The organism is Wolbachia endosymbiont of Dactylopius coccus, from assembly GCF_977011065.1.
Genome location: NZ_OZ347065.1, coordinates 363,618 through 381,070 on the forward strand (window position 1 = coordinate 363,618; position 17,453 = coordinate 381,070).

The 17,453-nt window shown below is 34.4% G+C and carries 31 protein-coding genes; all 31 read left to right on the plus strand.

The features are described from left to right. The first annotated feature begins 54 nt into the window (after window positions 1-54). Genes tuf through greA form a run of 31 tightly spaced genes read left to right on the plus strand, consistent with a single transcriptional unit; the run spans window position 55 to window position 17,450 of the window. A complete protein-coding gene (gene tuf, locus ACWHVF_RS01985; RefSeq protein ID WP_447933111.1) occupies window positions 55-1,227 on the plus strand; it encodes an elongation factor Tu in 1,173 nt (390 codons plus the stop codon). Window positions 1,228-1,241: 14 nt separating this feature from the next. Further along, entirely contained in the window at window positions 1,242-1,562 is a 321-nt protein-coding gene (gene rpsJ / locus ACWHVF_RS01990) for a 30S ribosomal protein S10 (protein ID WP_012673184.1), read from the plus strand. 9 nt (window positions 1,563-1,571) lie between these two features. Beyond that, window positions 1,572-2,294, plus strand: a complete 723-nt coding sequence (gene rplC / locus ACWHVF_RS01995) for a 50S ribosomal protein L3 (protein ID WP_064124640.1) — start codon at window positions 1,572-1,574, stop codon at window positions 2,292-2,294. A 2-nt stretch (window positions 2,295-2,296) separates the two neighbouring features. Continuing rightward, on the plus strand, window positions 2,297-2,911 hold the full coding sequence (gene rplD / locus ACWHVF_RS02000; protein ID WP_064124641.1) for a 50S ribosomal protein L4: 615 nt from the start codon (window positions 2,297-2,299) through the stop codon (window positions 2,909-2,911). Further along, window positions 2,908-3,195 carry a 50S ribosomal protein L23 gene (locus tag ACWHVF_RS02005; RefSeq protein WP_064124642.1) on the plus strand — a complete coding sequence of 96 codons (288 nt, stop codon included), beginning with the start codon at window positions 2,908-2,910 and terminating at the stop codon, window positions 3,193-3,195. The genes rplD and ACWHVF_RS02005 overlap by 4 nt, the downstream gene beginning before the upstream one ends. A gap of 1 nt (window position 3,196) precedes the next feature. Then, window positions 3,197-4,021 carry a 50S ribosomal protein L2 gene (gene rplB, locus ACWHVF_RS02010; protein WP_064124643.1) on the plus strand — a complete coding sequence of 275 codons (825 nt, stop codon included), beginning with the start codon at window positions 3,197-3,199 and terminating at the stop codon, window positions 4,019-4,021. Window positions 4,022-4,024: 3 nt separating this feature from the next. Then, complete coding sequence (rpsS, locus tag ACWHVF_RS02015; protein WP_064124644.1) at window positions 4,025-4,309, plus strand: 30S ribosomal protein S19; 285 nt, start codon at window positions 4,025-4,027, stop codon at window positions 4,307-4,309. 5 nt (window positions 4,310-4,314) lie between these two features. Beyond that, window positions 4,315-4,665, plus strand: coding sequence for a 50S ribosomal protein L22 (rplV, locus tag ACWHVF_RS02020; protein WP_064124645.1), 351 nt, complete (start codon window positions 4,315-4,317; stop codon window positions 4,663-4,665). 39 nt (window positions 4,666-4,704) lie between these two features. Then, window positions 4,705-5,319, plus strand: a complete 615-nt coding sequence (gene rpsC / locus ACWHVF_RS02025; protein ID WP_064124646.1) for a 30S ribosomal protein S3 — start codon at window positions 4,705-4,707, stop codon at window positions 5,317-5,319. An 11-nt stretch (window positions 5,320-5,330) separates the two neighbouring features. Then, the gene (gene rplP, locus ACWHVF_RS02030) at window positions 5,331-5,744 is read left to right on the plus strand and encodes a 50S ribosomal protein L16 (RefSeq protein WP_064124647.1); all 414 of its coding nucleotides are present in this window, start codon (window positions 5,331-5,333) and stop codon (window positions 5,742-5,744) included. Between the two features lie 11 nt (window positions 5,745-5,755). After that, on the plus strand, window positions 5,756-5,959 hold the full coding sequence (gene rpmC, locus ACWHVF_RS02035; RefSeq protein WP_064124648.1) for a 50S ribosomal protein L29: 204 nt from the start codon (window positions 5,756-5,758) through the stop codon (window positions 5,957-5,959). Next, complete coding sequence (gene rpsQ / locus ACWHVF_RS02040) at window positions 5,952-6,188, plus strand: 30S ribosomal protein S17 (protein ID WP_064124649.1); 237 nt, start codon at window positions 5,952-5,954, stop codon at window positions 6,186-6,188. The genes rpmC and rpsQ overlap by 8 nt, the downstream gene beginning before the upstream one ends. Before the next feature lie 13 nt (window positions 6,189-6,201). Beyond that, on the plus strand, window positions 6,202-6,561 hold the full coding sequence (gene rplN / locus ACWHVF_RS02045; RefSeq protein WP_064124650.1) for a 50S ribosomal protein L14: 360 nt from the start codon (window positions 6,202-6,204) through the stop codon (window positions 6,559-6,561). Next, window positions 6,561-6,878 carry a 50S ribosomal protein L24 gene (gene rplX, locus ACWHVF_RS02050; protein WP_064124651.1) on the plus strand — a complete coding sequence of 106 codons (318 nt, stop codon included), beginning with the start codon at window positions 6,561-6,563 and terminating at the stop codon, window positions 6,876-6,878. Before rplN ends, rplX begins: the two co-directional genes overlap by 1 nt. A gap of 6 nt (window positions 6,879-6,884) precedes the next feature. Beyond that, complete coding sequence (gene rplE, locus ACWHVF_RS02055) at window positions 6,885-7,418, plus strand: 50S ribosomal protein L5 (protein WP_064124652.1); 534 nt, start codon at window positions 6,885-6,887, stop codon at window positions 7,416-7,418. Between the two features lie 16 nt (window positions 7,419-7,434). After that, window positions 7,435-7,743, plus strand: coding sequence for a 30S ribosomal protein S14 (rpsN, locus tag ACWHVF_RS02060; RefSeq protein ID WP_064124653.1), 309 nt, complete (start codon window positions 7,435-7,437; stop codon window positions 7,741-7,743). 21 nt (window positions 7,744-7,764) lie between these two features. After that, window positions 7,765-8,160 (plus strand): 30S ribosomal protein S8, encoded by a 396-nt coding sequence (gene rpsH / locus ACWHVF_RS02065; RefSeq protein ID WP_064124654.1) that lies wholly within the window; start codon window positions 7,765-7,767, stop codon window positions 8,158-8,160. Between the two features lie 16 nt (window positions 8,161-8,176). Continuing rightward, the gene (gene rplF, locus ACWHVF_RS02070; RefSeq protein WP_064124655.1) at window positions 8,177-8,722 is read left to right on the plus strand and encodes a 50S ribosomal protein L6; all 546 of its coding nucleotides are present in this window, start codon (window positions 8,177-8,179) and stop codon (window positions 8,720-8,722) included. Window positions 8,723-8,727: 5 nt separating this feature from the next. After that, window positions 8,728-9,099 carry a 50S ribosomal protein L18 gene (gene rplR, locus ACWHVF_RS02075; protein ID WP_064124656.1) on the plus strand — a complete coding sequence of 124 codons (372 nt, stop codon included), beginning with the start codon at window positions 8,728-8,730 and terminating at the stop codon, window positions 9,097-9,099. A 12-nt stretch (window positions 9,100-9,111) separates the two neighbouring features. Beyond that, window positions 9,112-9,624 (plus strand): 30S ribosomal protein S5, encoded by a 513-nt coding sequence (gene rpsE, locus ACWHVF_RS02080; protein ID WP_064124657.1) that lies wholly within the window; start codon window positions 9,112-9,114, stop codon window positions 9,622-9,624. A 3-nt stretch (window positions 9,625-9,627) separates the two neighbouring features. Next, entirely contained in the window at window positions 9,628-10,098 is a 471-nt protein-coding gene (gene rplO / locus ACWHVF_RS02085; RefSeq protein ID WP_064124658.1) for a 50S ribosomal protein L15, read from the plus strand. Window positions 10,099-10,101: 3 nt separating this feature from the next. Then, the gene (gene secY, locus ACWHVF_RS02090) at window positions 10,102-11,430 is read left to right on the plus strand and encodes a preprotein translocase subunit SecY (protein ID WP_064124659.1); all 1,329 of its coding nucleotides are present in this window, start codon (window positions 10,102-10,104) and stop codon (window positions 11,428-11,430) included. After that, window positions 11,427-12,068, plus strand: coding sequence for an adenylate kinase family protein (locus ACWHVF_RS02095; RefSeq protein WP_064124660.1), 642 nt, complete (start codon window positions 11,427-11,429; stop codon window positions 12,066-12,068). Before secY ends, ACWHVF_RS02095 begins: the two co-directional genes overlap by 4 nt. A 59-nt stretch (window positions 12,069-12,127) precedes the next feature. Beyond that, entirely contained in the window at window positions 12,128-12,496 is a 369-nt protein-coding gene (gene rpsM, locus ACWHVF_RS02100; RefSeq protein WP_007550179.1) for a 30S ribosomal protein S13, read from the plus strand. Window positions 12,497-12,520: 24 nt separating this feature from the next. After that, window positions 12,521-12,907 carry a 30S ribosomal protein S11 gene (gene rpsK, locus ACWHVF_RS02105; protein ID WP_064124661.1) on the plus strand — a complete coding sequence of 129 codons (387 nt, stop codon included), beginning with the start codon at window positions 12,521-12,523 and terminating at the stop codon, window positions 12,905-12,907. A 21-nt stretch (window positions 12,908-12,928) separates the two neighbouring features. Then, complete coding sequence (locus tag ACWHVF_RS02110; RefSeq protein ID WP_064124662.1) at window positions 12,929-13,996, plus strand: DNA-directed RNA polymerase subunit alpha; 1,068 nt, start codon at window positions 12,929-12,931, stop codon at window positions 13,994-13,996. Between the two features lie 7 nt (window positions 13,997-14,003). Further along, on the plus strand, window positions 14,004-14,432 hold the full coding sequence (gene rplQ / locus ACWHVF_RS02115) for a 50S ribosomal protein L17 (protein ID WP_007550873.1): 429 nt from the start codon (window positions 14,004-14,006) through the stop codon (window positions 14,430-14,432). A gap of 23 nt (window positions 14,433-14,455) precedes the next feature. Then, complete coding sequence (locus tag ACWHVF_RS02120) at window positions 14,456-14,806, plus strand: YraN family protein (protein ID WP_064124663.1); 351 nt, start codon at window positions 14,456-14,458, stop codon at window positions 14,804-14,806. Between the two features lie 41 nt (window positions 14,807-14,847). Continuing rightward, window positions 14,848-15,408 (plus strand): ATP synthase F1 subunit delta, encoded by a 561-nt coding sequence (gene atpH, locus ACWHVF_RS02125; protein ID WP_064124664.1) that lies wholly within the window; start codon window positions 14,848-14,850, stop codon window positions 15,406-15,408. Beyond that, the gene (gene atpA, locus ACWHVF_RS02130; RefSeq protein ID WP_064124665.1) at window positions 15,405-16,946 is read left to right on the plus strand and encodes a F0F1 ATP synthase subunit alpha; all 1,542 of its coding nucleotides are present in this window, start codon (window positions 15,405-15,407) and stop codon (window positions 16,944-16,946) included. The genes atpH and atpA overlap by 4 nt, the downstream gene beginning before the upstream one ends. A gap of 9 nt (window positions 16,947-16,955) precedes the next feature. Further along, window positions 16,956-17,450, plus strand: a complete 495-nt coding sequence (greA, locus tag ACWHVF_RS02135) for a transcription elongation factor GreA (protein WP_064124666.1) — start codon at window positions 16,956-16,958, stop codon at window positions 17,448-17,450. Window positions 17,451-17,453 lie beyond the last annotated feature (3 nt).

Below are 17,453 nucleotides of genomic sequence, written 5' to 3' on the forward strand. Positions count from 1 at the left end.
AATCAACATATTATTTATTGATGTATTTGTATTTTAGGTAGAAAAGTTTAAATTATGACAGCAGTAGTAGAAGCATTTGGAAAGCCGCATGTAAATGTGGGAACAATAGGACATGTGGATCATGGGAAGACAACGTTAACAGCGGCAATAACAAAGCATTATGGGAATTTTGTAGCGTATGATCAGATAGATAAGGCGCCAGAAGAAAGGAAGAGGGGGATAACGATAGCAACGGCGCATGTTGAGTATCAGACAGAGAAAAGGCATTATGCACACGTTGATTGTCCTGGACATGCTGATTATGTAAAGAACATGATAGTAGGTGCAGCACAGATGGATGCGGCGATATTGGTAGTGTCGGGGGTTGATGGGCCAATGCCACAAACGAGAGAGCATATATTGCTAGCGAAGCAGGTAGGTGTTGGATATATCGTGGTGTATATAAATAAAGCTGATGTTGCTGATGCTGATATGATAGATTTGGTGGAAATGGAAGTGAGGGAATTACTGAATAAATACGGATTTCCAGGGGATGAAGTGCCTGTGGTAGTGGGGTCTGCATTGAAAGCGCTGGAGGATGATAGTAGCGAATATGGAAAGAAATCAATAGATAAATTGATGGAGAAGTTAGATGAGTATGTGGAGGTTCCACCAAGGCCTGTGGATTTACCATTTTTATTGCCAATCGAGGATGTGTTTTCGATATCGGGGCGAGGAACGGTGGTAACAGGAAGGATAGAGAAGGGAGAGATAAAGACGGGAGAAGAGATAGAGATAATAGGTCTGAAAGCGACGCAAAAGACGATATGCACAGGTGTAGAAATGTTTAAGAAGTTGCTGGATAAGGGGAGTGCAGGACTCAATGTAGGAATATTGCTCAGAGGAACAAAAAGAGAAGAAGTGGAGAGAGGGCAAGTATTAGCAAAACCGGGGACGATAACGCCGCATAGAAAGTTTAGGGCGGAGGTTTATATATTAAAGAAAGAGGAAGGAGGAAGGCATACACCATTTTTTGCGAATTACCAGCCACAGTTTTATTTAAGGACAACGGATGTAACTGGGAGCATAAAATTACTAGATGGGAAGGAGATGGTAATGCCAGGAGATAATGTGAGTGTAGAAGTAGAATTGCAAGTACCGATAGCAATGGATAAGGGATTGCGTTTTGCGATAAGAGAAGGCGGTAGAACTGTTGGTTCTGGTGTTGTTTCTGAAATTTTGGAGTGAGTGTAGTAACTAAGATGAAGCAAGATATATATATTAACATTAAGGCTTTCGATTGTTCTTTATTGGAGGAGTGTGTTCGAAAATTTGTTGATGAATTAAAGCGGTCCAGTGCAAAATTATCTGGTCCGATTGCGTTGCCAAGAAAAGATTCTAAATTTATTGTTAATAGATCTCCTCACGTTGATAAAAAATCTCGTGAACAGTTTGAAATGAGAACTTCTAGGCGTTTGATTGTTTTACATGATCTTACTCCTACTATGATGCAGATGCTTACAGGTTTATCTTTTTCTGCTGGCGTAGAAGTGGATTTAAAAGTCAAGGAAGTTAAGGTTTAGGAGAAGGAAATGAAGAGAATAAATTCACTGAGGAGAATTGGTTTATTAATGACGAATATTGGTCATACTGCTATATACTCTGACAATAGTCGCATGGCTGTAACTTTATTGCATCTCAGCGAAACTCATATTGTTGATATAAAAGGACAAGATAAATGTGGCTATAATTCAGTCATTTTAGGCACAGGAGATTTTAAAAATATAGCAAAACCTCAGTTGGAATATTTAAAGAAAAAGGGTATAAATAATAAATGTAAGTTATACGAAAGTAGATTAAATGACCTGTCGGGAATAGAATGTGGTAAAAAAGTGGGAATCAATCATTTTGTGGTTGGTCAATATCTTGATATTACAGGTTATTCTATAGGTAAGGGATTTGCTGGTGTGATGAAGCGGCATAACTTCAGTGGGCTTAGGGCATCTCATGGTGTTTCTATTGCTCACAGATCACAAGGTTCCACTGGTCAATGTCAGGATCCTGGTAGAGTATTCAAAGGAAAGAAAATGGCTGGTCATTTAGGTAACAGCAGAATAACTGCACAAAATATGAAGATATTATCCATTGATCATGAAAATAGTATAATTGCTGTGAAGGGTAATAATGTTCCTGGGTTTAAAAACTCCTATGTTTTTGTAAGAGATGCAGTTAAAAAATCTTTACATAAAGATGTTCCTTTTCCGGTAGGTTTACTGTTAGATGTAAATGATGATGCTAGTAATTTGGTAAGTTAGTTATGGAATGTAATTTAGTTAATCTATCTAATAATAATGTAGGTACTGCTCAGCTCAATCCTTTGATATTTTCTGCTAAGCAAAAATTGAGTATTTTGCATGATATAGTGAGATGGCAATTAGCGAAGAGAAGAGCTGGTACTCATAAAACAAAAGGTATCAGTGATGTCTCTGGTACAACAGCTAAACCTTATGGTCAAAAACGTACCGGTAGGGCAAGACAAGGGAGCTTGCGATCTCCTCAATTTAGAGGTGGTGGGATTATTTTCGGCCCTGTTGTGAGGAGTCATACTTATTCTCTTAATAAGAAGGTACGCAAATTTGGTTTAAAAATTGCTTTATCTCTAAAGTATTTAAATAATCAAGTGATTATTCTGGATAATTTAAATATTGATGTGAAGAAAACGTCTGAAATGTGTAAATGTATTAAAAATTTTAAATTTTCTTCCTTTTTGATAGTTGGTGATTATGGAGATGATTTGTTGCGTGCTGTTAGAAACTTGCATTATGTAGACTTAATCAAACCTATTGGGTTAAATGTCTTTGATATATTGAATCACGAATGCGTGATGTTGACAAAGGATACTTTAAAGCATCTTGAAGGTAGATTGTTATGATCAAATATAATAATATAATAAAATCTCCTATAATTACAGAAAAGGCCTCTTTTTTGAGGGAGAAGTTTAATAAATATTCTTTGTATGTTTTTGTAAATGTAAATAAGCGTCAAATAAAGTTGGCAATAGAGTCTCTATTTGATGTTAAAATTTCTTCTATAAATGTTGTTAGAATTAAGCCTAAATATAGGCGTTTCAGGGGTGTGATTGGTTGTGAAAAACAGAAAAAGAAAGTTTATTTTTCTTTGATAGATGGTCAAAAATTAGATATAATGAGCGTTTAATATGGGTATGAAATTTTTTAATCCTGTTACTCCGTCTTCTCGTGGGACTGTGTTGGTAAGTAAAGTTGGTTTATCAAAAGATGAGCCAGAAAAGTCTCTTACATCCGGTAAAAAGTCCAGTGGTGGAAGAAATAATTATGGTAGAATTACAACTCGTCATAGGGGTGGTGGTCACAAAAAGAAGTATAGAGTGATAGATTTTAAGCGTAATAGAAGTGGTCAAGGTATAGTTGAAAAAATAGAGTATGATCCAAATAGAAGTGGGTTTTTAGCGTTAATATCATATAAGGAAGATGATATTAAGTCTTATATATTAGCTCCTCAAGGTATGAAGCCTGGTGATGTTGTTACAGCTGGAAATGATGCTGATATTTTACCAGGGAATTGTTTGCTACTCAAGCATATACCTGTTGGTTCTTTCGTTCATAATGTTGAGCTGAAGCCAGGTAATGGTGCTGCGATTGCTAGAGCTGCTGGTTGTTATGCACAAATCGTTGGTCGTGATGGCCAATATGTTTTATTACGACTCAGGTCTGGTCAAATTAGGTTGATTTTATCTTCTTGTAAGGCTACTATTGGTGTAGTATCTAACCCTGACCATAAGAATAGAAAGCTGGGTAAAGCTGGGAGAAGTAGGTGGCTTGGAATTAGACCTACTGTGCGTGGGGTTGCAATGAATCCGGTTGACCATCCTCATGGAGGTGGGGAAGGAAAAACCTCTGGTGGTCGTCATCCTGTTACTCCTTGGGGTGTTGCAACAAAAGGAAAGAAAACTCGGAGGAGAAATAAATCTAGTGATAAGTATATAAAACAATTGAAAGGTTAGTTTATGAGTAGATCTGTGTGGAAGCCTCCTTTTTGTCATCCTTCTATATTAAAGTCGGTGAATAATGCTTTAAACAAGGGGTTTGTTAACATGGCTATAAAAGTTCATTCCAGGGCTTCTGTAATTCTTCCTAATTGTTTAGGTTTAAAGTTTGCTGTTTATAATGGTAAGGATTACATTCCTGTTAATGTTAATGATCAGAATATGATAGGTCATAAGTTTGGTGAATTTTCGCCCACTCGTAAATTTACTGGGCATAGTGGTGATAAAAAGGCGACAAGAAGGTAATTGATATGAAAAACAGAGATGTAATAGTTAAAGCTGGTTCTAGGGTTTTAAAATCAACTCCTCGTAAATTGAATTTGGTTGCTGGTTTAGTACGTAATAAAAAAGTTTCTTTTGCCACTGTGCAATTAAGATTTTGTGAAAAGAAAGCTGCAGGTCTTGTAAGGAAGGTATTAAATTCTGCGATTGCTAATGCTCAATATAATTATGGATTGGATATCGATAATTTATATATAAAAGAAATTTCAATAGGTAAGTCTCTTACTTTGCGTAGGGTATGTCCAAAAGCTATGGGTAGAGCTAATAGAGTTAGTAAACGTTATAGTAATATAACTGTAAAATTGGGGGAAATTATATGATTCATAAAAATAGAAAATTAATAAGGAAAGTGCAAAAGTATGGGAAACGTTAATCCTAAAGGATTTAGGTTAAAAATAATTAATACTTGGTCATCTATTTGGTATGCTGAGAAGGGTTATAAACAAGGGTTGCATCAAGATTTATCTATTCGCAGTTATATAAATGAATCTTTTAAGCATGCTGGTGTTTCTAAAGTAATTATAGAGCGTACGATCGATTTGGTATCTGTAATAATACATTCTTCTAGACCTGGAGTGATAATAGGTAAGAAAGGCTCAGATATTGAGAAGATAAAGCAAAAAATAGCTGAAAAAGTAAAAAATAATGTGGAAGTGAATGTAGTAGGAGTTAAAAGGTCTGAAATAGATGCAACTTTAATATCAAACAGCATTGCGCAACAGTTAGAAAAAAGGGGTTCATTTAGAAGAGCGATGAAAAAAGCTATTCAAAGTTGTTTGAGGATGGGTGCTAGAGGTATTAAAGTAAGTTGTTCTGGGCGCCTTGGCGGAGCTGAGATAGCTCGTACTGAATGGTATAAAGAAGGTCGTTTGCCTTTACACACTTTACGTGCTAATATAGATTATGCTTTTTGTGAAGCAAAAACTATATATGGTATTATAGGAGTTAAGGTTTGGGTTTATATTGGTAATTAAGGTATATTGAGATGTTTGTTCCCAAAAAGAGTAAATATAAGAAGGTATTTAAGGGGCGAATTAAGGGTAATACAAAAGGCGGTAGCACATTATCTTTTGGAGATTATGGCTTAAAAGCTGTAGAAGCAGGTAGGATTCAGTCTAAGCATATTGAAACTGCAAGGCGTGTAATATCTAGAACATTAAAACGCTCTGGTAAAGTGTGGATAAGAATTTTTCCTGATACCCCTGTTAGTAAAAAACCGGCAGATGTACGTATGGGTAAGGGAAAAGGTAGTGTTGAATTTTGGGTGTTTAAAGCTAAGCCCGGTAGAATGTTGTTTGAAATTAGCAGTGATGTTTCCATGCATTTAGCAAGATTGGCGCTTGAAAAGGCAACTGCTAAGCTTCCTATGAAGTGTAAATTTGTATCTAATCATAATTAAATGGAGTTGCAATGGATATAGCTGACATTGAATCGAGGTCCTCGCAAGAATTGCATGAAATTCTTGTGAATTTGAGAAAAGAGTTTGTTAATTTAGTTTTTCAAAAAAAGCTGGGCCAGTGCAATAATATTTCGCGTTTTAGCTTAATAAAAAAGAGCATAGCTCGTATTCTAACTACATTGAATAAAAGAAGAAGAGAGGAAAAGAATGCCTAAAAAGGTTTTTTGTGGTACTGTAACTAAGGCTGAGTGTGATAAGACTGTAAAGGTTTCGGTATTACAAGTGTATAAGGATGAGCTGTATAAAAAGGTTATAAAAAAATACAAGAAGTATACAGCACATGATGAGAATAATAGTTGTAAAGAAGGGGACAAGGTTTTAATACAAGAACACAAGCCTATTTCTACTACTAAAAAATGGGTTGTTGTTAATAGCTCACATTGAATAGGATATTTACATGATTCAAAAAAATACATTATTGGAAGTAGCTGATAATTCTGGTGCGCGTGCAGTGCTTTGTATTGGTTTATTGGGTGGTAGAAAATCTGCATCTATAGGTGACACAGTTATTGTATCTACTAAATCTATTACTCCAAGAGGGAAGGTTGAGAAGGGAAAAGTATATAGAGCAGTTGTGGTGAGGGTGAAAAGCTCTATTAGAAAATCTGATGGTTCTGTAATTCGTTTTTCTAGCAATGCTGTAGTTTTGATTAACGATCAAGGTGAGCCACTTGGCACTCGGGTGTTTGGTCCGGTAAAAAAGTTATTGTCTGGTTCTTTTATGAAGATAATGTCATTAGCTGTTGAGGTTTTATAATGAGTGCTAAAATAAAAAGTGGTGACGACGTTATAGTTTTAACTGGTAGAGATAAGGGAAAAATTGGTAAAGTGATTAAAGTTGTGGCATGTGATGCTAAAAAGAAAGTAATTGTTTCTGGAGTGAATGTGCATAAGAGACATACTAAACCAAAAGCTGGTAGTAGTGGTGGTATATTAAATAAAGAGTTAGCTATTGATATATCCAACGTTGCAACATTGGACCCTAAATATAAAACTCCAACTAAAGTGGGATTTAAGGTTATAGACGGTAGAAAAGTGCGTTTTGCAAAAGTTTCTGGAGAAGTGATAGATTAGGTTGATATGTTTAAAGAATTATATAAAGATAGCGTAGTAAAGTCCTTAAAGGATAAGTTTAATTACGGCAATATAATGCAAGTGCCTAAACTTGTCAAGGTGTGTATCAATATGGGCGTTGGAGATGCTGCTACAGATAGTAAAGCAATAAATGAACCACTTGATAGCCTATATTTGATTGCTGGGCAGAAGCCTTTATCAACTTTTGCAAAAAAATCTATTTCTGGCTTCAAGATCAGAAAAGGTGCTACAGTAGGTTGCAAAGTAACTTTGCGTAGAGATAAAATGTATGAGTTTTTAGAAAGATTGATATATATTGCTTTGCCAAGGGAAAAAGATTTTAGAGGATTTAGTGTGAAGCAATTTGACGGTAATGGTAATTTTTCCTTTGGTATAAAGGAACATATCTCGTTTTTAGAAATAGACTATGATAAAATAAGTAAAATTAGAGGTATGGATATTAACATTATAACAAGTGCAGTTAGTGATAAGGAAGCAAAGGAATTATTACTGGCTCTTAAATTTCCTTTTTTTGATTAATTGAGAGGAGAAATATATGGCAAAAAAATCTATGATAGAAAGAAATCTTCGCAGAATAAAGCTGTGCGATCAATATAAAGAAAAAAGAGAGAAATTGAAATCTATAATAAATAATAAGAATTTGTCTATTGTAGAAAGGTTTACAGCTCAAAATAAATTAATTAAAAAATTGCCTAGAAATTCTTCTAAAACCAAAATTAGAAATAGGTGTGCTTTAACTGGGAGACCAAGAGGAGTATATAGAAAATTTGGTTTATGTAGAATTGTTTTGCGTGATTTATGTTCTTTTGGGCAAGTTCCAGGAGTTACAAAGTCTAGTTGGTAAATATAATATAAGGAGTATATTGTGGCGTTATCTGATAGTATTGGTGATTTTTTAACAAGGATACGTAATGCTCAATTGGCAATGCATAGAACAACAAGAGTGTTGTTTTCTAAAGTGAATTCTTCTATACTAAAGATTTTAAAAGATGAAGGGTATATCCTTGATTATGAAAAGCAAGTTGTAGATAATTTACCTTCTTTCATTGTAAAATTGAAGTATTATGAGAAGTCACCTGTAATTAGTGACATAGTTAGGGTGTCAAAGCCTGGTTGTCGTTGTTATTCTAAGTATAAGGACATTTCTAAAGCATATAATGGTCTTGGTATTTTTATTATATCGACACCCAAAGGAGTGATGACTGATTATAATGCACATAAGTTAAAGGTTGGAGGAGAAGTTTTGTGTCGTGTGTTTTAAATAATAGGAGAAATTCATGTCTCGTATAGGTGCTGCTCCTATCAATATTCCTGCTGGTATTTCAGTTGAATATAATAATGGTAGGATGTTAATAAAGAGTGCTAAGGCTGAAAAAGAGCTTAGCTTAATCAGTGATGTTGTGTGCCGGATTGTTGATAATCAGCTACTCCTTTCTGTGGATCAAGATAAAGATGATTATGATGAAATAAAGCCTATTTGGGGCACTTATAGGAGTAATATTAATAGTATCATCAACGGCATGGTTGATGGTTTTTCTGTTAATCTTGAGATTAACGGTGTGGGATATAAGGCAGAGTGTGATGGTAAGTATTTGACTTTGTATCTTGGTTATAGCCATAATGTAAAATATAAAGTGCCTAAAGATATTGAGATTAAGTGTATAAAGCCAACTCACTTAGTAGTTAGTGGTATGGATAAGCAAAAAGTCTATATGGTGGCATCTGATATATGCAGGATTAGGAAGTATGATCCTTATAAAGGTAAGGGTATTGTAATAAAGGGTAAATTTATGTTGCGTAAAGTTGTAAGTAAAAAGAAGTAATTAAGATGAGAAGGTTATATAATTTTTTAAGTAACTATGAAAAAAGGAAGTTGCGTAATAGAGCGAAGCTTGACAAGAGCGCTGAACGTTTGCGTATATCCATATTTAAATCTAATAGGCATTTTTATGTCCAGTTAATTAATGATGTAAAAGGAGTAACTCTCACTTCAGCTTCTACTTTGGATGCTAAAATTAAGGATGTATGTAAAGGAAAAGTCAATGCTGAAACTATAAAACAGGTTTCTTCTTTAGTGATTGAGCGCTTATCTGGTCTGAAATTAGAACAAAAGCTAGTATTTGATCGTGGAGCGTATAAATATACAGGATTAGTTTCTCAATTTGCTGAGGCTTTAAGAAGTTCTGGATTTGAGTTTTAGAAGGTTTTGAATATGGCTATAAAGAATTTACAAAATAATAATGATTTATCAGAGCTTTTAGTTTCGGTACGAAGAGTGACAACGGTTACCAAAGGTGGTAGAAGATTTTCATTTTCAATTTTGGTTGTTGTTGGCGATGAAAAGGGCAGGGTAGGATGTGGAATAGGTAAGCACGCAGAAGTTGCTGAAGCAAGAGTCAAAGCTGTAAATGCTGCAAAGAAATCGATGATTAGAGTGTACTTGCGTGAAGGTAGAACTTTGCATCATGATATTAAAGCTAAATTTTGTTCTGGTGAGATAGTTTTAAGAACCGCAAGAGTCGGAACAGGTATTATTGCTGGTGGAGCGATTAGATCAGTTTTTGAGGTGTTAGGTATAAAGGATGTGGTAGCTAAATCTACTAGATCAAATAATCCTCATAACGTTATATGTGCGGTGTTTAAGGCTTTTGATAGTATGTTATCTCCTCGTCAGGTAGCAAGCAAAAGAGGCAAAAAAATTAGCGAGATAGTTGGAAACAGGTAAAGTATGAATAATGCTGTAAAATTAAACTCTATATTTACTAAGTTATCTAAGAAAAAGAAGCCTAAGTTGCTGGGTAGAGGTATCGGTTGTGGTAAAGGTAAAACATCCGGTAGAGGGCATAAAGGGCAGAAGGCTAGAAGTGGAGTTTCCATAAATGGTTTTGAGGGTGGACAACAGTCTATATATACTCGTTTGCCTAAAAGAGGTTTTAAGCCTATACGTAGGAACATATATTCTATAATTAATGTTGGCGATATACGGCGCTTAATGGAAGCTAAAAAAATAGTGAAAGACTCTGTTATAGATAAGGAGAGGCTGTATAAATTAGGTTTTATAAAGTCTATTAAGGATAAAATTAAACTTCTTAATAAAGGTAAGTTGAGCGAAAAATTTGTGTTTCATGTTGATTTTGCGTCAGAAGCTGCAAAAAAATCTGTAGCTTCAGTTGGTGGTAGTGTGGAAATACTATCGTAAGTCATGGGCAATAAATCAGCATTTAATAGCTTGGATCCTACGTTGTTATATAAAGGCGATTTATTAAAGCGTATATTTTTTACGCTAATAGCTTTAATTTGCTATCGCTTGGGTACTTATGTGCCTATTCCTGGAATTAATCTTGATGTAATTAATGATATATTTCCCAAAGAGGGCTCAGGTGTTTTTGGAGTATTTAATTTATTTTCTGGTGGTGCATTGGCTAGAATGACAATTCTAGCATTGAACGTTATGCCATATATAATGGCTTCTATCATTATTCAGTTGCTTTCTTCTGCGATTAAAGGAATGAAGGAAGTTAAGAATGATGGAGAGTCAGGCCGTAGAAAGATGAATTCTTATATACGCTACCTGACCATAGTAATTTGTGTATTTCAATCAATTCCAATTTTGGTTGGATTGGAAGGGATGAATAGGGAAGGGGTATTGGTTGTAATCGAACCTGGTGTTATGTTTCGTACAATAGGTGTTTTCAGCCTTTTAGGTGGAACTATGCTTTTAATATGGCTTGGTGAACGAATCAGTGCTAGCGGTATAGGCAATGGTATCTCATTAATCATTTTCACGGGTATAATATCAGAGTTATACAGCGCTTTGTCATCTCTGTTAACGTTAAATAAAAACGGTAGCGTATTGTTATTTATTATCCTTTTTGTTTTGGTATTGTTTTTTTTGCTGCTAGTCTTAGTCATTTTTGTAGAGTCTTCTTATAGAAAAGTTATTGTTCAACATCCTAAAAAACAATTTAAAAGATTACATAATGACGATTTTACTTATATTCCATTGAAGATTAATTTATCTGGTGTAGTACCAACCATTTTTGCTAATGCAATTTTATTGACACCTATTTCAATTGCAAATTTCTATAAGGGGCACGCTTTTTCTGATTTTATTTTAAATTACTTTATGGCAAATAAAGTAGTATATATTGTAGCCTATTTGGTGCTGATAGTATTTTTTAATTTTTTCTATACCAATTTTATATTTAATCCAGAGGAAAACGCAGATTTTCTTAAAAAAAATGGTGGTTTTATACCTGGTAGAAGGCCTGGGAAACATACTTCTGATTACCTTCAAGATATAGTTTTTAAGTTGACATTCATTGGCTCTGCGTATTTGGTAGTCATATGTACTGTACCTGAAGTTATGAGATATTATTATGATATACCATTTATTTTTGGTGGGACGAGTTTACTGATTATAGTGAACGTTATTACTGATACTATTATGCAAATACAATCTTATATTTTTTCGAATAGGTACGATAGCTGGATAAAGAAATATGAGTCTAAAACGAGGAAAGTAAGATGATCATTACGATTTTTGGTCCTCCAGGTTCTGGTAAAGGTACTCAGTCAAGCTTGTTAATAGCAAAATATAATTTAAAATTAATTTCAGTGGGGGATTTATTAAGGAATATTATATCTGATGGCAGTGAGTTAGGTGAAAAAATAAAGGGTACCGTGGAATCTGGTAATTTAATTCAAGATGAAATTATATGTGGATTGTTGCATGACCAGCTTGCATTAATGGATGATAATTGCTTATTAGATGGTTTTCCGAGAAATTTAAACCAGGCTCATTTTTTGACTCAAGTTTTGCAAGAAAAATATAATAGGGATGTTGATATTGTAATTGAACTGCAGCTTGACGATAATATTGCAATCGATAGATTAAAAAATCGTCTCGTGTGTTTGGACTGTAAAAGCATATATAGTGTATCTTCTTTTAAGAGTACTACTTGTGCTAAATGTAAAAGTACGAGGTTAGAGAAAAGAATTGATGATGCTGATATGTCTGCAATTAATAAGAGAATAAGTGAATATCACCTTCAAATGAAAGGTTTACGCGAGTATTATAAAGGCAAATTATTAACAATTGACGCTAATTTGAGTGTTGATGAGGTAACGCAAGAGATTGAAAGTAAAATTTCTTGTAATTTGGTTTGACTCTGAGTTGTTTTATGGTATAAATTAAGAGTTGTTATTAATAAAGTATCGAGGTACCAGTGGCACGTATTGCAGGCATAAATATTCCAGTGAGGAAATGTGTTCCTTTTGCATTAACTTATATATATGGTATAGGTATTGCTACTGCGAATGTAATTTGTCACGCTTGTGAAGTTGATAAGCGCAAACGTGTTTCAGAATTACGAGATGAAGATATAGAAAAGATCAGCAGTTTCATTAGACAAAATTATGTTATAGAAGGTGAGCTCAGGAAAGAAGTGGCTATGAACATAAAATCTTTAGTGGAAATGGGATGCTATAGAGGAGTGAGACATAGAAAAGGTTTACCTGTGAGAGGGCAAAGGACTCATACTAATGCTAAGACTCGTAAAGGTAGATCTCGGTTGCCTATTGCTGGGAAAAAATAAAATTTATTATTATTGTGAGTTTTAATGAAAAAAGTCAAAACGGTTGGTAAGAGTACAAAGGAGTTTATTACTGGTGTTGTTCATATTCGTGCAACTTTTAATAATACTTTTGTAAATGTAACTGATGTTCATGGTAATACGCTATGTCAAACTTCTGTGGGTGCATGTGGTTTTTCAGGTTCGAGAAAATCCACACCTTATGCTGCAGGTAAGGCTGCGGAGGCTGCTGCGAAGAATGCAATGGAGAGATTTGGTATGAAGGTTGTCTCTGTAATAATTCGTGGTCCTGGCTTTGGTACCGAAGCTGCGGTTAAAGCATTTCAAAGCTGTGGGTTGACTGTGACTTCAATTGCAGATAAAACCGCAATTCCTCATAATGGGTGCAGGTTAAGAAAAAAAAGAAGAGTATAGGATATTTGAAAAGGTTGTTTTATGTATTATAATAATGATGTTTCTCTCTGTAGCAATTTAGATAAATTGATTAAACCTAGTTCAGTTAAGGTAATATCAGATGATTCAAGTGAAAAAAGTGATATAGTCCTAGAACCGTTGGAAAGTGGTTTTGCTTTAACATTAGGTAATGCATTAAGACGTGTAATGTTATCTTCTCTTAAAGGTAGTGCTGTTTATGGAATAAAAATTGAAGGTGTAACTCATGAATTTACTTCAATTCAAGGGGTAAGAGAAGACGTAACTGATATAGTATTAAATATGGGCATGTTGAGGTGTAAATTAAATGGTGCTTCTAATAAATGCTTAAATTTAAACGCTAAAGGGCCTTGCCAGGTGTTAGCTGGGATGATAGAAACTGATGATCAATGCTCTATTGTTAATAAAGATTTGTTAATATGTACGCTGGGGCAAAATGTAGAGCTTAACATGACCATATATGTGGCTAGCGGAAAAGGTTATCTTCCTGTAACTAAGTATAAAGAAAATGAACTTGTGAAGCTTATGAGTGAACAGGATTTAATTGGTTTTATTCCAGTTAATGCTTTGTATAGCCCTGTCAACAGGGTTTCGTACAGGGTAGAGAATAGTCGTGTTGGCCAAGTGACTGATAAGGATAAGCTGATATTGTCAATTGAGACTGATGGTACAATCTCTCCAAGTCAAGCTGTTGACTCTGCTGCAAGAATATTACAGGAGCAACTTCAGCCCTTTATTAGTTCTGATGTAAGTTATAAAAAATCGCAGGTTTCTTCGTCTAGTGGTGCTAAAGATTTGGGTTATGACCCTGTCTTATTGCGTAAGGTAGATGAAATGGAGTTATCTGTCAGGTCTCATAACTGTCTGAAAAATGAAAACATCACTTATATAGGTGATCTTGTGCAAAAGACAGAAGGTGAAATGTTAAGAACTGCTAATTTTGGCAGGAAGTCTTTGAATGAGATTAAGGCAGTTTTGGCTAATTTTGGCTTGTCTTTGGGTATGAATGTGCTAAACTGGCCACCTAAGGATATAGATGAGTTGGCTAAACAACATACTGATGAAGATTAGGTGATATATGAAACATGGAATAAAAAAACGTAAACTATCTCGTTGCACTGAACATAGATTATCGACATTAAAGAATTTATCTATCTCATTAATTAACCATGAGCAGATTGTAACTACTTTACCAAAAGCTAAGGAACTTCGTCCATATGTCGAAAAGTTTATTACAATTGCTAAGAATAAGAATACTTTACATGGTAGAAGACTTTTGCTTTCACGCCTTCATAATAGTAAGTTAGCAGTTGATAAGTTATTAAACGTCTTAGCCAGCCGTTATCAAGATCGTAAAGGTGGGTATTCTAGAATAATAAAATTTAGCACTCGAAAGGGTGATTGCGCTTCAATGGCAGTGATAGAACTGGTTGATAGGGATATTGCAGCAAGAGGTAAGGTTTATAGTAAAAATAAAGAAGGAGGCAAAGTAGTTACACAAAGTTAATTGTTATCATAATTGTTCTTCTTATGGTAAGTAGGTTACGCTACTTTGTAGGTTACTTTGGCGAATTGTTAGTTTCGGTATATTTAAAGCTGAAATGGTATAATGTTATAAAACGCCGTTACCGTTGTAAGTTCGGTGAAGTTGACTTAATTGTATCTAAAAAAAAGGAGCTGATTTTTATAGAAGTTAAAACAAGTTTACTTGGAAAAGAAATACCGATATCTCATCTTCAATGTCAGTCTATTATAAATTCTTCTAAGTATTTCTTAAGTACAAACCTTAGTTTTTTAGATTATTCAGTCAGATATGATTTATGTTTTCTTTCCTTAAAGAGAAGACCGGTTTATATAAAAAATGCTTGGATTGAAGAATGAAAGATTTGTAGCTGAATTAATTTAGATTTACTGGATTTAATATGAAAAAGACCCAATACAATAATTTAGTTTCATCTTACGCTAGAGTGCTGTTTCATGTCTCAGGAAGCAGGTTAGGTATTATAAGGAAAGAAGTAGAATTTTTATTGGCTTTTTTTAAGGATCAACATGATGTTTTTGTGTACCTATCTCATCCTATGATTTCTTTTGCACACAAAAAAGAAGTGATGCTTTCTATAAATGAGCACTTGAGTGAAAATTTAGTAAAATTTATTATGGTTATATTTGCAAACAAACGCTCTAGTTTATTGATCCTTATATTAAAAAAATTCTTAAGTCTTGCAAAAGAAAATGAAAATGAATTCGAAATTACTATAAAGTCAGCAGAAGCTTTAAAGGAATCTGATATAAAAATAATTACTGAATCTTTGAGCTTTCTTGGTAAAATAATAAAAGTAAGCAATGTGGTTGACTCTTCTATACTAGGTGGCTTCGTAGTTAGGTATGGTTTTAATTTGATCGATGCTTCGCTAAAAAGTTACTTAGATAGGTTAGTTGACTTAAGTAAAATGGAAATATTAAAAGTAAGGAATTTTGTATGAAGAACAGTATGAATTTTTCTGAGATAGCAAGTGTAATAAGGGAAAAAGTTGAGACGTTTGATAATCCTATAAAGCGAGAAAATATAGGTGAAGTAATTTCAGTAACAGATGGTATCGCATTGGTTTATGGGCTGGAAAAAGCAAAATTCGGTGAAAAGGTATTTTTTGCAAGCGGTGTAGAAGGAATAGTTCTTGATTTAGATCATGATACGGCTGGAATAGTTGTGCTTGGTAATGACCGTGATGTGAAAGAAGGGGACGTTGTAAAATGTAGTGGTGATGTTGTGCAGGTGCCTATAGGGCATGAATTGTTAGGGAGAGTTGTAAATGCGTTGGGCCATCCTATAGACGACGGTGGGGAAATTGGAGCCAAAAACAGAATGGATATAGAATCTAAAGCGCCAGGCATTATTGATCGTAAATCTGTGCATGAGCCACTGCAAACAGGAATTAAAATTATAGATTTGCTAATTCCAATAGGTAGAGGGCAGCGTGAATTAATTATTGGCGATAGACAAATTGGTAAAACTACTATTGCGCTTGATACTATTATCAATCAGAAGAAGATTAACGATGAGGTAAACGAAAATCAAAAAATTTACTGTGTTTATGTTGCTATTGGACAAAAAATTTCAACAGTAGCAAAAGTGGTAAATAAGCTGAAAGAAAGCGGAGCATTAGAGTATACAACTGTAGTTGTGGCTAGTGCATCTGACTGCGCGCCTATGCAATTTTTAGCACCTTATGCTGGTTGCACTATTGGGGAATTTTTCCGTGACAATGGAATGCATTGTTTGATTATATATGATGATTTATCTAAGCATGCTGTGGCATATAGGCAGATGTCTTTATTGCTCAGACGTCCTCCTGGTCGTGAAGCTTACCCTGGAGATATATTCTATGTACATTCTCGCTTGCTTGAAAGAGCTGCTAAAATGTCTGATAAAAAAGGGCAGGGGTCTTTAACTGCTTTGCCGATTGTCGAAACTCAAGCTGGTGATGTATCTGCGTATGTGCCAACAAATGTTATTTCAATTACCGATGGGCAGATCTTTCTTGAGTCTGAATTATTTTATAAAGGATTTCGACCTGCAGTAAATATAGGTTTGTCAGTTTCACGGGTTGGTTCTGCTGCACAACTAAAGTCTGTGAAGAAAGTTGCTAGTTCTATAAAGCTAAGCTTAGCTCAGTATAGAGAATTAGAAGATTTTGCAAAATTTGGTTCTGATCTTGATGCTAGTGTTCAATTATCCTTGAATAAGGGTAAATATCTTGTCGAGTTATTAAAGCAAAAACAACATTTACCTATGTCAATAGAAGAGCAGGTAGTGCTGATGTATATTTTTTCTAACCTATATAATCAGTTAAGTAAAATACAAATAAGTTACATTAATAAATTTGAACATGATCTTATTAATTATTTTCATACTGTACACCCTGGGGTTTTAAAAAAGTTGTCAAATGACATGAGTAATGATATAAAAGGTGATATTTTTAACATTGTGAGTAATTTCGTTACTCAATTTAATTGCGTTTAGGTGGTGATTATGGCTTCATCCATTATTAATAAATTTCCTATGACGAGGGAAGGTTTTGAGAATATGCAAGCCGAACTTGAAAAATTAAAGGAAGAAAAACCTTCTGTGATACAGGCTATTTCTGATGCTCGTGATCAAGGTGATTTGTCTGAAAATGCAGAGTATCATACAGCACGGGAAAGGTTAGGTTTTATTGAAGGCCGTATAATGGAGATAGAAAGTAAGCTCTCACATGCGGAAGTAATAGAAGTAAAAAATTTGTCTGGTGATTCAGTAATGTTTGGTGCAACTGTGACATTAAGCATGCTGAGTGATGATGACAGTGAAGTAGAATATACTTATAAAGTTGTTGGTGAATATGAAGCGGATGTTTCAAAGCGGTTAATATCTACTAGTTCACCACTCGGGAGTGCCTTAATCGGCAAAAAAGTCGGTGAGTATGTGGAAGTGACAGTGCCAAATGGAGAGAAATTGTATAAAATAGTTAAGATTGAATTTAAGTAAATT

What these genes read in the sequence shown, in the direction of transcription:
- tuf (WP_447933111.1), top strand. Translation starts at nt 55, where the DNA reads ATGACAGCAGTAGTAGAAGCATTTGGAAAGCCGCATGTAAATGTGGGA.
- rpsJ (WP_012673184.1), top strand. Translation starts at nt 1,242, where the DNA reads ATGAAGCAAGATATATATATTAACATTAAGGCTTTCGATTGTTCTTTA.
- rplC (WP_064124640.1), top strand. Translation starts at nt 1,572, where the DNA reads ATGAAGAGAATAAATTCACTGAGGAGAATTGGTTTATTAATGACGAAT.
- rplD (WP_064124641.1), top strand. Translation starts at nt 2,297, where the DNA reads ATGGAATGTAATTTAGTTAATCTATCTAATAATAATGTAGGTACTGCT.
- ACWHVF_RS02005 (WP_064124642.1), top strand. Translation starts at nt 2,908, where the DNA reads ATGATCAAATATAATAATATAATAAAATCTCCTATAATTACAGAAAAG.
- rplB (WP_064124643.1), top strand. Translation starts at nt 3,197, where the DNA reads ATGGGTATGAAATTTTTTAATCCTGTTACTCCGTCTTCTCGTGGGACT.
- rpsS (WP_064124644.1), top strand. Translation starts at nt 4,025, where the DNA reads ATGAGTAGATCTGTGTGGAAGCCTCCTTTTTGTCATCCTTCTATATTA.
- rplV (WP_064124645.1), top strand. Translation starts at nt 4,315, where the DNA reads ATGAAAAACAGAGATGTAATAGTTAAAGCTGGTTCTAGGGTTTTAAAA.
- rpsC (WP_064124646.1), top strand. Translation starts at nt 4,705, where the DNA reads ATGGGAAACGTTAATCCTAAAGGATTTAGGTTAAAAATAATTAATACT.
- rplP (WP_064124647.1), top strand. Translation starts at nt 5,331, where the DNA reads ATGTTTGTTCCCAAAAAGAGTAAATATAAGAAGGTATTTAAGGGGCGA.
- rpmC (WP_064124648.1), top strand. Translation starts at nt 5,756, where the DNA reads ATGGATATAGCTGACATTGAATCGAGGTCCTCGCAAGAATTGCATGAA.
- rpsQ (WP_064124649.1), top strand. Translation starts at nt 5,952, where the DNA reads ATGCCTAAAAAGGTTTTTTGTGGTACTGTAACTAAGGCTGAGTGTGAT.
- rplN (WP_064124650.1), top strand. Translation starts at nt 6,202, where the DNA reads ATGATTCAAAAAAATACATTATTGGAAGTAGCTGATAATTCTGGTGCG.
- rplX (WP_064124651.1), top strand. Translation starts at nt 6,561, where the DNA reads ATGAGTGCTAAAATAAAAAGTGGTGACGACGTTATAGTTTTAACTGGT.
- rplE (WP_064124652.1), top strand. Translation starts at nt 6,885, where the DNA reads ATGTTTAAAGAATTATATAAAGATAGCGTAGTAAAGTCCTTAAAGGAT.
- rpsN (WP_064124653.1), top strand. Translation starts at nt 7,435, where the DNA reads ATGGCAAAAAAATCTATGATAGAAAGAAATCTTCGCAGAATAAAGCTG.
- rplF (WP_064124655.1), top strand. Translation starts at nt 8,177, where the DNA reads ATGTCTCGTATAGGTGCTGCTCCTATCAATATTCCTGCTGGTATTTCA.
- rplR (WP_064124656.1), top strand. Translation starts at nt 8,728, where the DNA reads ATGAGAAGGTTATATAATTTTTTAAGTAACTATGAAAAAAGGAAGTTG.
- rpsE (WP_064124657.1), top strand. Translation starts at nt 9,112, where the DNA reads ATGGCTATAAAGAATTTACAAAATAATAATGATTTATCAGAGCTTTTA.
- rplO (WP_064124658.1), top strand. Translation starts at nt 9,628, where the DNA reads ATGAATAATGCTGTAAAATTAAACTCTATATTTACTAAGTTATCTAAG.
- secY (WP_064124659.1), top strand. Translation starts at nt 10,102, where the DNA reads ATGGGCAATAAATCAGCATTTAATAGCTTGGATCCTACGTTGTTATAT.
- ACWHVF_RS02095 (WP_064124660.1), top strand. Translation starts at nt 11,427, where the DNA reads ATGATCATTACGATTTTTGGTCCTCCAGGTTCTGGTAAAGGTACTCAG.
- rpsK (WP_064124661.1), top strand. Translation starts at nt 12,521, where the DNA reads ATGAAAAAAGTCAAAACGGTTGGTAAGAGTACAAAGGAGTTTATTACT.
- ACWHVF_RS02110 (WP_064124662.1), top strand. Translation starts at nt 12,929, where the DNA reads ATGTATTATAATAATGATGTTTCTCTCTGTAGCAATTTAGATAAATTG.
- rplQ (WP_007550873.1), top strand. Translation starts at nt 14,004, where the DNA reads ATGAAACATGGAATAAAAAAACGTAAACTATCTCGTTGCACTGAACAT.
- ACWHVF_RS02120 (WP_064124663.1), top strand. Translation starts at nt 14,456, where the DNA reads ATGGTAAGTAGGTTACGCTACTTTGTAGGTTACTTTGGCGAATTGTTA.
- atpH (WP_064124664.1), top strand. Translation starts at nt 14,848, where the DNA reads ATGAAAAAGACCCAATACAATAATTTAGTTTCATCTTACGCTAGAGTG.
- atpA (WP_064124665.1), top strand. Translation starts at nt 15,405, where the DNA reads ATGAAGAACAGTATGAATTTTTCTGAGATAGCAAGTGTAATAAGGGAA.
- greA (WP_064124666.1), top strand. Translation starts at nt 16,956, where the DNA reads ATGGCTTCATCCATTATTAATAAATTTCCTATGACGAGGGAAGGTTTT.